Raw genomic sequence first — 13,492 nt, 5'->3', positions numbered from 1 at the left:
ATTCGCAGCGAGAAGCCTCGCCGCTGTCAGGCAGAAAATCCACCTAAGCTACTGTCCAAATTTTCGAGGCCGGCTCTTTAGCGAAGATCGCCTGCACGGTGCAGTCGCGCTTCTTTTTGCGGATCGCCGAGATTCGGCCAAAATGCGGCGATAGAGCGCGAGCCGCGTGACGCCCTCCTCCGCGACGATATCGCGCCAGCGCGCGCTGGCGGGGACTTTGCCTTGCCCGAGCTTACGCTCGGCCAGCATCTTCAGGAACAGCAGATAGGTCAGCTCGGTGACATATTGCTGATAGGTGATGCCGTCCTTGCGCAGGACGGCGCAGAGCCGCCAGTGACGAGGTCGGACGAGGGAGTCATTTTTTGCCTGAGAAGGTGAATGGATCGAGCAAGGCAATGTCGTAGCGAGCGAAATCCTTGGCGTTTCGGGTGACGACGGTTAGGTCGTGAATTTTTGCCGTGGCGGCGATCAACGCGCCTTCATAGCAGTGATCCGGCCGGGCGTGCATCCAGCGGGCGTGAAGGCGGAATATCTTGGCGTCGACCGGGACGACCGCGAAAGTCTGCTCGATCTGATCCGCCCAATTTTCGATTTCCTCGGCTTTTTCCCGATTGCGCGAGCGCAGCTTCTCGACGCCCGCCTGGATTTCGCCGAGCGTGAGAGCGGAGAGGCGCAAGCTGGAATCGGGGACGGACTCGAGCCAAGCGAGGACCGCGCCGTGGGGCTTGGCTCGCCGCAGCTCCGAGACGACATTGGTGTCGAGAAGATACATCGATCAGAAGTCCGGCGAAGCCCGATGTTTTCCTCCGCCCCGTTTCGGGAGCGGCAGGTCGTCGCAACGGGTTTGCGGCGCGAGCAGGAGAGTTTTGAGACTGGGCCGGGAGGCCGTCAGCCGGCGCCATTCCTCGACCGGAAGGAGCACGGCGGTTTCCTCGCCGCGCCGTGTGACGACTTGCGGCCCTTCCCGCTCGCAGGCGTTCAAGAGCTCGGAAAAACGGGCTTTGGCTTCCTGCACGGGCCAGGATTTCATGGCGGCTCTCCAAGACTGGTCAGCGGACTAGTGTGATGCGTTGTCGAAGACATTTCAACCCGCAAAACGAGCGCCCCAGATGGCTTCGTTGAGGTCCGCGAGGACATTTCGTTGTCATTCGGCTCGTTGTCATTCGGCGCGGCGCGTTGACCCCCAATCGGCGTGGAGGCCATAAGAATATACTTGAATAATCAACGGCTTGGTTTTGTGACCCCTTGCTGATTAGGGGTCAAGGCGTCGAGCCGATTCACAGGTGAAGATCTGCGTGCGGCGCGTCTTGTTCTCGATGTCGGCCTTTCCTTACGTGCACGAATTCGCCGCAGCCTGCGCGGCGCTGAGCTGAAGCCACGCCGAACCCCTCGGCCCACCGGGGACCCACACCAAAACGCGAGAGCTTCCGATCAACGCGCCGGCCCGTCCAGCCGGAGCGATGACGCGCGCCGACGCTCCGCGGTCATCGCATCCGGCCAATCCGCGCGCAGCCTTGCCGAGCGGCGACGCGGGGGTAAGAAATGCGGGCTAGGATATCTCCCGAGTGCGGGTCCAGCTCCAGCAGTCGTCGACTTCACGCATTGAATGCGAAACCAGCCGGCCCCGCCATGAAAAGGGTGAGCTGCGAGCCCGGAACAGCCGCGCCACCGTAGATTGCGCCATCGACATAAAGATTGCGATCCATAGTCGGCGAGCCGCCGTAGCCGTCGTCATTGAGGAAGTTCACGCTCACCGCGTGGGAGCCGGGAGACCAGTTTCCCCGAAGCGTTATCGTGTCGAACTGCCCAGCCGCATGAGAGGACGACGCCGTGAGAACGCCGCCGATCTGATCGCCGTCGACACTGACTGTGTATCGCGCATCGCCCAGGTAAGCGTCCTCCGAAATTTTCAGCATCAAGCTGTCGGGGCCACTGCCGATCGTAGCGGTCGTGTCGCGGACGGAAAAGCCGGCCGCCCCCGCTGTAAAAAAGGTGAGCTGCGAACCCGGAACAGCAGCTCCATCATAGATTGCGCCATCGACATAAAGATTGCGGTCCATAGTCGGCGAGCCGCCGTAGCCGTCATTGAGGAAGTTCACGCTCACCGCGTGGGAGCCGGGAGACCAGTTTCCCCGAAGCGTTATCGTGTCGAACTGCCCAGCCGCATGAGAGGACGACGCCGTGAGAACGCCGCCGATCTGATTGCCGTCGACACTGACTGTGTATCGCGCATCGCCCAGGTAAGCGTCCTCCGAAATTTTCAGCATCAAGCTGTCGGGGCCGCTGCCGATCGTAGCGGTCGTGTCGCGGACGGAAAAGCCGGCCGCCCCCGCTGTAAAAAAGGTGAGCTGCGAACCCGGAACAGCGGCTCCATCATAGATTGCGCCATCGACATAAAGATTGCGGTCCATAGTCGGCGAGCCGCCGTAGCCGTCATTGAGGAAGTTCACGCTCACCGCGTGGGAGCCGGGAGACCAGTTTCCCCGAAGCGTTATCGTGTCGAACTGTCCAGCCGCGTGAGAGGACGATACCGTGAAAACGCCGCCGAACTGGCGGCCGTCGACGCTGACTGTGTATTGCGCGTCACCCTGCCAAGCATCTTCCGAAATCTCCAGCATCAGATAGTCGGCGCCGCTGCCGACGAAATATTGTGGACCGGCGCCGGCTTTCTGAGACGTGAATTGGAACATGTTCTGATCGAGGTCGGACATGTTCACATTTTGCAGCGTGATCGTATCGCCGGCGCTCGTCGTGATCATGGTGCTGGTCCCGACCTGCTGCGCATGGCTCCATAGCGTCGCCCAATTTGCGAACATGGCGACGTCGATACGTAGGCGGTCGTCCGCGGAGAAGTCGGTAATGATGTCCTGCCCGAACGCAGGCGCAAACACGAACGTGTCCGAGCCGAAGCCGCCGGTGAGCTGATCCGCGCCGCCGGCTCCGGTCAGTATGTCGTCTCCTTCGCCGCCGGAGAGCAGATTGGCCGAGCTGTCGCCGATCAGCGTGTCGGCTCCGGAGCCTCCGTAAATGTTCTCGATGTTGCGGATCGTGTCCTCGGCGACGCCCCCGATTTTCACGCTCGCATTGGTCGCGCCGTTCAGCGTCACCGCCACCGACGACGTCTTGTCGCTGTAGTCGGCCGCGTCGACGCCTGCGCCGCCGTCCAAAATATCGGCTCCGGCGCCGCCTCGAAGAAGGTTCGATAAACCGTCGCCGATCAGCGTGTCGGCTCCGGAGCCTCCGTAAATGTTCTCGATGTTGCGGATCGTGTCCTCGGCGACGCCCCCGATTTTCACGCTCGCACTGGTCGCGCCGTTCAATGTCACCGCCACAGAGGCTTTCTTGTCCCGATAGTCGGCCGTGTCGACGCCAGCGCGGCCGTCCAACACATCGGCGCCGGCGCCGCCTCGAAGAAGGTTCGACGATCCGTCGCCGATCAGCGTGTCGGCTCCAGAGCCTCCGTAAATGTTCTCGATGTTGCGGATCGTGTCCTCGGCGACGCCCCCGATTTTCACGCTCGCACTGGTCGCGCCGTTCAATGTCACGGCCACCATTGCCGCCTTGTCGCTGTAATCCGCCGTGTCCTCGCCCGCGCCGCCGTCCAGCGTATCGGCGCCGCCGCCGCCGCGCAGCAGGTCGACGCCGGCGCCGCCCTTCAGCAGATTGGCGCCGCCGTCGCCGATCAGCTTGTCTCCCCGATCGGACGCCAGAATGTTCGTGACATGGATCTGGCCATCGAAGAAAACCGGCGTCTCCCCGAGACTGCGCGTTCCTCCGCTTTGCGCGGTAGCGAAGGAGACTGTCTCCACGCCGAGGATATTCACGCGGAGATCCAATCGAGTCGGCGCGACGCCGATCAGGACGACGGACTGATCGGCGTCATATCGGATCGTCGCATTTCCGTGGCCGTCATCGCCGATCGTCACGCTATTGCCGACATTGACGAACTCCAGAGAGTCGCCGCTGGAGCCGGCGGTGAAATTACGAATCGAAACTGGACCCGAGGACGACGTCAGCACGAAATCATCGTGTCCTGCTCCCGCGACGAATGCCTCCTCGCCCCCGGCGACGATCGCCAGGGTGCGGTCGCCGCTCGCTGTCGTCGTGACGCTGCCGCCGCCGATAAAGACTTTGGCATAATTGCCGGCTTCTCCTAGAGCCGAGAGCATGCGCTCGAGCGCGTCCTTCAAGAAGGCAAATCGCTTCAGCCCATCCTCTAGCGCGTAGAACCCGCCGCTGGCGAGGGCGGCGTCGGCAAACGAGGCGAAACGTGCGCCATTAGGGAGATGCCCTTGGAGCTGGTAATTCACGGGCGTCAGTTGCGCAAAGAGCGCAACAGTGTCCGCGATCGCATCGCCTGCTTCGGTAACCGCCGTCTCGGCGTCGAGAACAGAAGCGACGGAGTTCCCGAAGGCCGCCGCCGCCTGGCGTGCTTTGTTCTTCGCGTCGGCGACATGCTGCGCGGAAGGATCGAAATCGGCCGTCAGGGCCGAAAGCTGCGCGGCGGACATGGCGTCGGCCGCAGTGACGAGGCCATTCGCGCCCGACTGCACCGCATCCCTCGCGGCATCGATCAAGGTCAATGCCGCGAAAACATCCTGCGGCGCGTCGAGCGCCTCGGGAGACTTCCATGTTGTGTCGCCCGGCCACCCGAAGACATTGATCTTGTCCGAAGGCATTTGCTCGGGCGGCGACAGTGGAGGCCTGTAATACCGCGCCACCTTCATCCAATCGTACATGCCGGCGACGCCTGCATATTCGTGATACAGGTCGCCGTGCGGCAGTCCCGCCATCGCGGCGGCGATCGCCCGCGCCTTTCCCGCTGAGGAGGCGGGAAGCCCGCGCGCGACGATCTCGGCGAATGTGACTGCCGCGGCGTGCAACACGTCGGCTTCGGATGCGGCCGTCGCTTGTATCGCCAGTCCAATGTCGTCGATCGCGCGCCGTGTTCCATCGGCGAGAGTATAGCCGCCATTCGAGACGACCAGATTTCCGTTCACCACGCGGTCGACCGTCTGCGCAGTGAGGTCGATAGAGAGGATTCCGAGCTCGGCCAGCGAGTGCAACTCGCCGGCGTCGGTGACGCCGTCCTGGTCGCCATCGACCCACACCTGCGTTTCGTCGAAATAGCTCTTGCCCGTCGCAGCATCGACGAGGGCGGTTGCGCGCGAAAATCTCGTCGCGCCGGCCCTGGCCAGCGTCGCCAGCGCGGCGAAACCCTTCTGGTCGGCCGGCGGCGTCGCGCCGTCCTTGCTGAAGCGCTCGCCGAACCATTCCGCCGCGCTGTCGACGACGCCATTATGGTTCTTGTCGAGCACGAGAATGCCGTTGGTCGGACCCACCCAGCCGATCTGCGGACGCGAGCCGTCGGCGCGCGCGTCGAAATGCGCATGCGACGCAGTCTGCGAGACGAGCTCTATCCCCGACCCGTCGAGATCGAGGACGAGCGGAAATGCCCACCACGGTTGGAAATTCGGCCCTTCTCCATAACCTTCCACTATGGCGGTTATTATCGAATTCGGCGTGTAGAGCGTCAGCGTCAGCAGACGCGCCTGCGCCTGCGCCATTTCCGGGCTGTAGGCGGAGACGAGCGCGAGATTGACAGAGGAGGTGACGGCTCCCGGAGGCGGTCCGATCACGGCCGTGATCCAATGATCCGAAACATTGCCATTGAAGAGACGCGCCGAGAGATATCCGGTCGAGAGACCATTGTCGTGGAAGAGCTGCGAGAGCGCCGTCAGGGTGGCCGGCTCGCCGGTCAGCCCGGCGGTGACGCCATTGGCGATGTTCGCGCGGTCAGTCGACAAGGCGGCAGAGGCGGCGGAGGCGGCCGAGGACCTCTGCTGCTGATTGAAGCTGCTCTGCGCGCCGCCGAGCCAGGCGGAGAAATCGCCGCCGGAGAAGGTTCTGCCGAGCAGCCTCGCCGCGGTGACCTGCGGCGCACCCGTGGTCGAGTCGAAAGCGAAATCGAAGCTCATGCTCGCATCGGTCCGCGCGAAGCGGGCGGCGACATCCGCGCCGGTCAGCGTATAGGTCTTGTTCCAATCGCCTTGCGTGCTCTGGACGACGAGCGATTGGCCCGAGGCGGAGATTTGGCTGCCGGCCGGCGCCGTCAGAACGGCGCCGCCGCCGACGAGCACCTTGACCACGCCCGTCGCCGCATCGACGACGATCGAGCGCGAGAGGCCGATGCTCGGCGCGAGGCCGAGTTCGATGTCGCCATCCGCCTGCCGCCCTGCGGTCACGACATTACGCAAAGGCGTCGTCAATATAGTTTCGCTCGAGGCAGCAAACGAGAATGTGCCACCGAACGAAACATTGAATTTGTTTCCGTTGCCATCGGCAAAGGCAAAACCGTTCTGATCGACCGACAAGGAGCCCTGACGTCCGGGCACGCGTAACAGGTTGAAGAGATCGCTGCTGCTATTGCAGAGGTCCCGAGGCTCCCAGCCTCCGAGGCTTGCGGTCGGGACCGCTTCGAATCCGCCCGTCGGCGGCACAAAGACGGTGGTGCCGGGCGGAAAAACGACGCCGCCGACGTTGAAGTTCGCTTGTGTGCTTTGGCTTCCCGTGCTCTGCAGCCAGATCGTTCCCTTCAGTGGTCCGGAAACCGTGCAAACTCCAAAGGCTGTACCCGGCGCTATGGTGATCCCGACAGCCTCGGGATTTGGATTTGCCGGGTCGACGACGTAACTGACATTGCTCGTGGCATTTCCACGAAAAAGAAAAGACCCTAAAGTCCTTCCTGTCGCGTCTTTCACCGCGTAATCGGCACGGCCGATTTGACGATTTGCTCCGGAATTGCCGATCGCCGTCGTCCCGAAGATATTCACGCCCTGAGGATCGGTCGCCGTCGGCGCATTCAAGGTCAGATAGGGACCTGTGACAGTTCTATTCCACCCCGACACGGCGGCGGAATAGGCCAGATCGCCGGAAAGCACCCGGTGGGACAGATAGCCGGTCGTCGTCTCCGGCGCGGGAGACACTGGATTGAGCGCCGGCACGATGAAATCCTTCATGCCGCTCGGGTCTTCGGCGACGACCAACGAATTGCTGCCCACGGGGACGGCAAATCCGCTATTGGCGGTGAGCGGCTGCGCATTGCGCAAATAAGTGGCTATCGAGCGTTCGCCGGCGTGATCGCCCGTTGGGTTCGTGACGACGGTGTCATCCAATAACGTCAGGCTATTGTTGCCTTGGCTTGTGATCCATTGGATCGCGATCGGGGCGCTTCGGCTTCCACTGTTTCCAGCCTTCTGGATTTCGAGATAGACTTCTTGGGTCACGACAAGCTGCCGGCCACCATTGTTCTGCGGCAAAAGTTGATCCAAAAGCCCAGCTCTCGCGAGGCCGATGATCGTTCCGGTATCAGCGAAAAGATATGAAGACATGATCTGATCTCTTAAGTTTCAAAGACGATGGCTGCAACGAACGCCAAAGCAGAGACTACGAAGGGCGGGACTGCCGTGCTCCAAAAAGCTCTGGCTTGTAGTAGCCCTCGTAAATTTCCGGATAGCGGATTTGAAGGTCAGGTGGCAGTGTACGCAAGCCTGATCGCACTTGAACCGCAAGTCGGCCGACGACGAATGCGTTCAGATCCGCACGCAAATCTGAGAATAGAACATAGTTTTTCGCACGCAGAACATTGTCACAATAGTCATTGCCATAGACTCTTTCAATAAATCCATGAAAACTCAGGCGATCCAGTCCCATAGCGTCCAAACCGGCAAGGACCCGAGGATTGGAAAGAAAGTCCGCGATTTCATCCTCGGACCTAGCCATCCAATAATCGAGATAATCCGATTCGTCGGCCGATCTGATACTTGCATAACCTTGCTCACGAAAAGCATGTCCGAGCGCGAAAGCCCCCATTTCTCTCAGCATATGCTGGCTATGGTTGGCGCGCTCTGGTCCTACTAAGGGAAGCGTTTCGATCTTAAAAAGCTCCGGGAAATCGGATTTGGCAGACAGATAATCAATGGCAATAAACCTAGAATCCTCTTCGGCGAGCTTCCGACGATAAGAAACGACCCGCACATAGTCGAGCAGCTTTTCTTCTGTCAACGGTGGCATGACGAACTTAGCCTGCGCCCAGCAAAAAAAGCCGGCATAGCCCAATCGAATAGGGCCCGTATGATACGTATAACCAGCGATTGCAGCGAGAAACGTCGGAATCGCTGTCAAGCGTTCAAGCACAGATTCCTCGATGTCGCAGACGCGCATCATGAAATCCACAAAGTCGTATTTCGGCCTATCGGGCAGGTCTCTCCAGTTCATGATGCTATCCTTCGACGATGCTCGACGTGAACAGACGGGTGTCACGAGGAACCGCTTAGAGTATTCGATATTACCCCATCTTGCCATGTTTCTAAAATCATAGGCCAAGGCTATCTATTCATCATGTCACTCCCAAGTCCAACCAGATCTGCGCGCCGAAGCTTGATATCTCCGATTGCCGTGACGTCCCGCAAAGATCGGACAGACCGAGGTTACGAACCCGTTCGCGTTTCTCCCAAGTTCCTATTCTATAGGATGATCGAGAACGACCCAACCCGAAAAAAGATTCCTAGAAAAATTCCGCGCAACCCTATAAGATGGTCGCTTCTTCAACAACTCAAAAGCACACTTGGCATGCCATTCGTGTGGCGCGCCCGTCCTTGCTGAAGCGCTCGCCGAACCATTCCGCCGCGCTGTCGACGACGCCATTATGGTTCTTGTCGAGCACGAGAATGCCGTTGGTCGGCCCCACCCAGCCGATCTGCGGACGCGAGCCGTCGGCGCGCGCGTCGAAATGCGCATGCGACGCAGTCTGCGAGACGAGCTCTATCCCCGACCCGTCGAGATCGAGGACGAGCGGAAATGCCCACCACGGTTGGAAATTCGGCCCTTCTCCATAACCTTCCACTATGGCGGTTATTATCGAATTCGGCGTGTAGAGCGTCAGCGTCAGCAGACGCGCCTGCGCCTGCGCCATTTCCGGGCTGTAGGCGGAGACGAGCGCGAGATTGACAGAGGAGGTGACGGCTCCCGGAGGCGGGCCGATCACGGCCGTGATCCAATGATCCGAAACATTGCCATTGAAGAGACGCGCCGAGAGATATCCGGCCGAGAGACCATTGTCGTGGAAGAGCTGCGAGAGCGCCGTCAGAGTGGCCGGCTCGCCGGTCAGCCCGGCGGTGACGCCATTGGCGATGTTCGCGCGGTCAGTCGACAAGGCGGCAGAGGCGGCGGAGGCGGCCGAGGACCTCTGCTGCTGATTGAAGCTGCTCTGCGCGCCGCCGAGCCAGGCGGAGAAGTCGCCGCCGGAGAATGTCTTTCCGAGCAGTCTCGCCGCGGTGACCTGCGGCGCGCCCGTGCTCGGGTCGAACGCGACATCGAAGCTCATGCTCGCATCGGTCCGGGTGAAGCGGGCGGCGACATCCGCGCCGGTCAGCGTGTAGGTCCTGCTCCAATCGCCTTGCGTGCTCTGGACGACGAGCGATTGGCCGGAGGCGGAGATTTGGCTGCCGGCCGGCGCCGTCAGAACGGCGCCGCCGCCGACGAGTACCTTGATCACGCCCGTCGCCGCATCGACGACGAGCGAGCGCGAGAGGCCGATGCTCGACGGCGCGAGGCTCGCGTGAACCGTCGCGCTGTTCGCGTCGATAGTCAGATAGGCGGACTGATCGGCGGTGAACTGGGTCGTGGTTCCCTTCACCACGAGCGTCGAGGATTTGTCGGCGCGAACCGTGAAGCTGACGTTGCCGGCCGAAATCGTAAACGCGCCGGGACCCGAGTAATCGATCTTGTTTTTGAAGGAAGCGAAATTCGCATTGATGCTCGCCGCGCTCCCTCCGAGAGTCTGCGTCGCCAATAGCGCTTCGGCATGAGCGAAATTCGACACGCCATCGCCGATCGCCACCATGATCGCCGTGGCGTTCTCCTGCACGAGCTGGCTGCCGCCCGAGAGCAAATTCTGCAGCCCACCCTTAGAGCATCGTCCGAGCATGGCGATTCAATCGAGCATGGCGATTCAATAAAGCGGCTCGGATTCCCATATCTGAAGCGGAGCGCCGATCGGGGTTGATTGGCGTGAGCGGCTGGGAGGGGATCATGGCGCTGTCGATGGATCTTCGCGAGAAGGTGATGAAGGCGATCCGGGGCGGGATGTCATGCCGACAGGCGGCGGCGAGGTTCGACATCGGACCGGCGACCGCGGTGCGTTGGGCGAAGCGCGTCGAGATCACCGGCGAAGTCGCGCCGGGTAAGATGGGCGGCGATCGCCGCTCGCAGCGCATCGAGGCGCACGCCGATTTCATTCTCGCGCAGATAAAAGAAATGCCGAACATGACGATCATCGAGCTGCGCGATGCGCTCAAGGAGCGTCACGATTTCGCGGTCGGCTATGGGACCATGTGGCGGTTTCTCGCGCGCCATGGGATCACGCGCAAGAAGAAGACGGGCCACGCTGCGGAGCAGGAGCGGGACGATGTCGCCGCGGCGCGAGAAGAATGGTTCGAGGGCGAGCTCGATCTCGACCCGGAAAAGCTCGTTTTTATCGATGAAACCAGCGTCTCGACGAACATGGCGCGGCGCTTCGGCCGCGGGCCGTGCGGGGAGCGTTGTCGGGCTTCGGTCCCGTTCGGACATTGGAAGACGACGACGCTGATCGCGGCGTTGCGCGTCGACCGGATCGACGCGCCGATGACGATCGACGGTGCGCTCGATGGCCGCTCCTTCCTGGCCTATGTCGAGCAGGTTCTGGCGCCGACGCTCTGCGCGGGAGAGATCGTCGTGCTGGACAATGTGAGCACCCACAAGGTCGGCGGCGTGGGGAGGCGATCGAAGCGAAAGGCGCGAAGGTGCTTTATCTTCCGCCCTATTCGCCGGACTTCAATCCGATCGAGAAATCCTTCTCGAAGATCAAGTCGGTTCTGGAACGCATCGCGGCGCGGACGGTCGATGCGCTCGACGCCGCAGTCGCCCAAGCACTGCGATGCGTCACGCCGAGCGAATGCACGAATTACTTCGCCGCATCCGGCTACGATGCAGATTGATCGGATAACGTTCTAGTGGCGCCCCAGATCTGCCGGGCCAGGCTCTCGAGGTGGCCGGCCGGATCGCTCGCGAAGGCCGAGACATTGTCGGCGAGGTTCTTCACATAGGGCGCGACCACGTCCTGCGCCCATTTGTCGATCGCGGCGCCGACATCGATCGCCGCCGCTTTCGCATCGGCGAGATCGCCTTCGCTCAGCCGGCCCCCGAGTCGTTCGAGCGGGCTGCCGAGGTAATCCCATGCGCTCGACACGACAGATTTGACGACAATGGCTCCCGCGAGGACCGAGCCGCCGATCAAGGCGGCCTCGGCGACGCCCGGAACGAGGAAGAGCGCTCCGATCGCGGCCCCCTCGAGAACTTTGACCGCAGCCCTGCCGTCGGCTGAAAGAACCGATTCGCCATTCGCCCGAGCGCTCGCATATTCGCTCACGGCGTCGGCGCCGGAGAGTAGAATGGCGCTGGCGACGCCGAGCGCGCGTCCGCCGGCCGCGACGGCCGCGGCTCTGTCGACCCCGGCGACGACCTCGTCGCCGACGGCGATCACGGTCGCCGCCGGCGTCAACCCTCTCGCCGTCAGATAGCTCTCCAAGCCGGCCAGCGTCGATTTCGTTCCGAAAAGCTTGAGGTTGTTCGTCTTCGCATAGTCGAGGAGCTTCTCGACCTTTGCGGCCGTGTTGAACGCGCGCCAGCTCACGTCCCCTCCCGCCGCCTTGATCGCCTGTGTGTCGGCCCGGAAAGCCGCGAGCGAGTTGCTCGCGCTGCCCGTCGCGAATTCGGCGGAGCCGTCGGCCGCCGTGCCGAACACACGCGCGGCGTCCGCGGCCGTGACCCCGACGAGCGGCAGATCGTGGTCCAGGATCGCCTTGGCTGTGTAGTCGCGGAGATTTTCCGCGAGGGCGGTCGCCTCACGAAACACCTGCTCGCGCACGGCGCGCTGCGCTGCGGTCAAGCTCGTGGAGTTGGCTTTCATTAGATCGAGATTGGAAATTCCGAACTGCGTCGGACGATCTCCAAATTTGTCCGAAATCGCGTTCTGGACCTCGTCGATCGCGGCGTGATTGCTGGCGTGACGAGGCGTCGCGGTCGCGAGTCCCGCATCGTTGGATAATGCCAACATATTTTCGGGTGCGTTGATTTTCACGTTATTATTTGCGATCAATTTGTTCAGGACAGCATTGTCCTTGCCGACCGCCTGCTGAAGCGCATGATGCTGTTGGATAACAGAATTGTTCGCCATAACTTTATTCCGTAAATTTTTGTCAAGAGCAGATATCGCTATTTCTGAATCGGGGTGAATTTGAATCCCTGAATATTTTCTGCATTCACAGCATCGACAATCACATCGTCCACAATCAACTTTGAGGTTGCATATTTGAGCCGGAAAGCATGAGCGCTCCCCACAACAGCAGGAAGCATCTTGACGTCTGTCAGATCTTCGTAGGCTTTCACGCCGGGAACATTGTCATAATACCTCAGTCTGGAAGCTTCTTCGTCGATACAATCGAGCTCGCGCATGAAATAGCAGAACCAGAAATCCGGGCCGGGTTCAGGAAAATTGCTGTAGTCCACCTCTGCGCGCTGAAAGACAAAAGCTTCCGCATCGATCCGTTCGAAGAGAACTTTTAGCCGATCCGATACGAGCCATATCCCCAGCGTCACCGGATAGGCATCCCTTACAGGGCCGCGGCGTCCTTTGCGATCGAACTTGATTCGAGGCGGCTTGGAGAAATTGATTCCACGAAAAGGCTTGCTCGAGTCAGGAAAAAACTCGATCATCTGTTCCTGTTCGTTCACCCACTCACGGAAAGGCGTATCCTTGAGGGCGAAATCCGTCGCAAAAGTATAATATTTCCTGATCTGGGTCTGGTCCGCCATCTGGGCCTCCATCACCTCGGCGTCTGCCCGAGAGATTCTATCGCGCGCGGCGATGGGCAATTGGATAGGCGCAGCACAACTCATTTGCAAATCTCCCGCTCGACGACCACGACCTCGGATGTGGTCGAGCTTCACCCAGGCAAATATGAATTCTGATTACATTATGTCGAAGCCAACGGTCAAGCTGCAAGCGAAGTGATGTCGTCAATGATACCATTGCCATTGCGGTCGAGCGAAAGAACGCCGTCGCCGTCCGCGATCCAGGCGGTCTGCCGAGAGGAAGCGCCCATGATTGCCGAGCATGTCGAACAGGACGTCTCGTCCAGTCGTCGAGCTGCATGCCCGAGGGGGCGCGGTGAATAGCTCTTGCCGGTCGCCGCATCGACGAGGGCGGTTGGGCTCTGTCGCGAATTTTTCTCGCGGGCGGGTTGGGGCTATGATCGCCGGGCTGGGGCAGGTGGAATAGCGTGATGATCGATTTCAAGGGCCGCCATTTGAACGCGATGTGATCCTGTGGGGCGTCCGCTGGTATGTGGCGTATCCGATGAGTTATCGTCAGCTCGAGGAAATGATGGAAGAG

At 61.0% G+C, this 13,492-nt stretch carries 7 protein-coding genes and 1 pseudogene; 1 reads left to right on the top strand and 7 read right to left on the bottom strand.

Annotated elements, in window-relative coordinates; genetic code table 11:
* Positions 1-355 precede the first annotated feature (355 nt).
* The 5 genes from K3F48_RS22580 to K3F48_RS22560 form a co-directional block, all read right to left on the bottom strand.
* On the bottom strand, positions 356-772 hold the full coding sequence (locus K3F48_RS22580; protein WP_222577697.1) for a type II toxin-antitoxin system VapC family toxin: 417 nt from the start codon (positions 770-772) through the stop codon (positions 356-358).
* A gap of 3 nt (positions 773-775) precedes the next feature.
* Entirely contained in the window at positions 776-1,030 is a 255-nt protein-coding gene (locus K3F48_RS22575) for a type II toxin-antitoxin system Phd/YefM family antitoxin (RefSeq protein WP_222577696.1), read from the bottom strand.
* A gap of 565 nt (positions 1,031-1,595) precedes the next feature.
* Positions 1,596-7,175 (bottom strand): carbohydrate-binding domain-containing protein, encoded by a 5,580-nt coding sequence (locus K3F48_RS24750; protein WP_222577695.1) that lies wholly within the window; start codon positions 7,173-7,175, stop codon positions 1,596-1,598.
* A gap of 271 nt (positions 7,176-7,446) precedes the next feature.
* A complete protein-coding gene (locus tag K3F48_RS22565) occupies positions 7,447-8,277 on the bottom strand; it encodes a hypothetical protein (protein WP_222577694.1) in 831 nt (276 codons plus the stop codon).
* A 337-nt stretch (positions 8,278-8,614) separates the two neighbouring features.
* A complete protein-coding gene (locus K3F48_RS22560; protein ID WP_222577693.1) occupies positions 8,615-9,988 on the bottom strand; it encodes a hypothetical protein in 1,374 nt (457 codons plus the stop codon).
* A 104-nt stretch (positions 9,989-10,092) separates the two neighbouring features.
* Between K3F48_RS22560 and K3F48_RS22555 the strand changes: the two are divergent.
* A pseudogene (locus K3F48_RS22555) lies at positions 10,093-11,036 on the top strand (IS630 family transposase).
* Here the strand turns inward: K3F48_RS22555 and K3F48_RS22550 are convergent.
* Positions 11,021-12,310 (bottom strand): AHH domain-containing protein, encoded by a 1,290-nt coding sequence (locus K3F48_RS22550; protein ID WP_370631477.1) that lies wholly within the window; start codon positions 12,308-12,310, stop codon positions 11,021-11,023. The pseudogene K3F48_RS22555 and the gene K3F48_RS22550 overlap by 16 nt on opposite strands.
* Before the next feature lie 2 nt (positions 12,311-12,312).
* Positions 12,313-12,912, bottom strand: coding sequence for an imm11 family protein (locus tag K3F48_RS22545; RefSeq protein WP_255609644.1), 600 nt, complete (start codon positions 12,910-12,912; stop codon positions 12,313-12,315).
* Positions 12,913-13,492 lie beyond the last annotated feature (580 nt).

The organism is Methylosinus sp. Sm6 (assembly GCF_019802345.1).
Taxonomy (GTDB): domain Bacteria; phylum Pseudomonadota; class Alphaproteobacteria; order Rhizobiales; family Beijerinckiaceae; genus Methylosinus.
The sequence above is the reverse complement of the archived record's forward strand: the minus strand, read 5'-3'. Positions and strand labels throughout refer to the sequence as shown.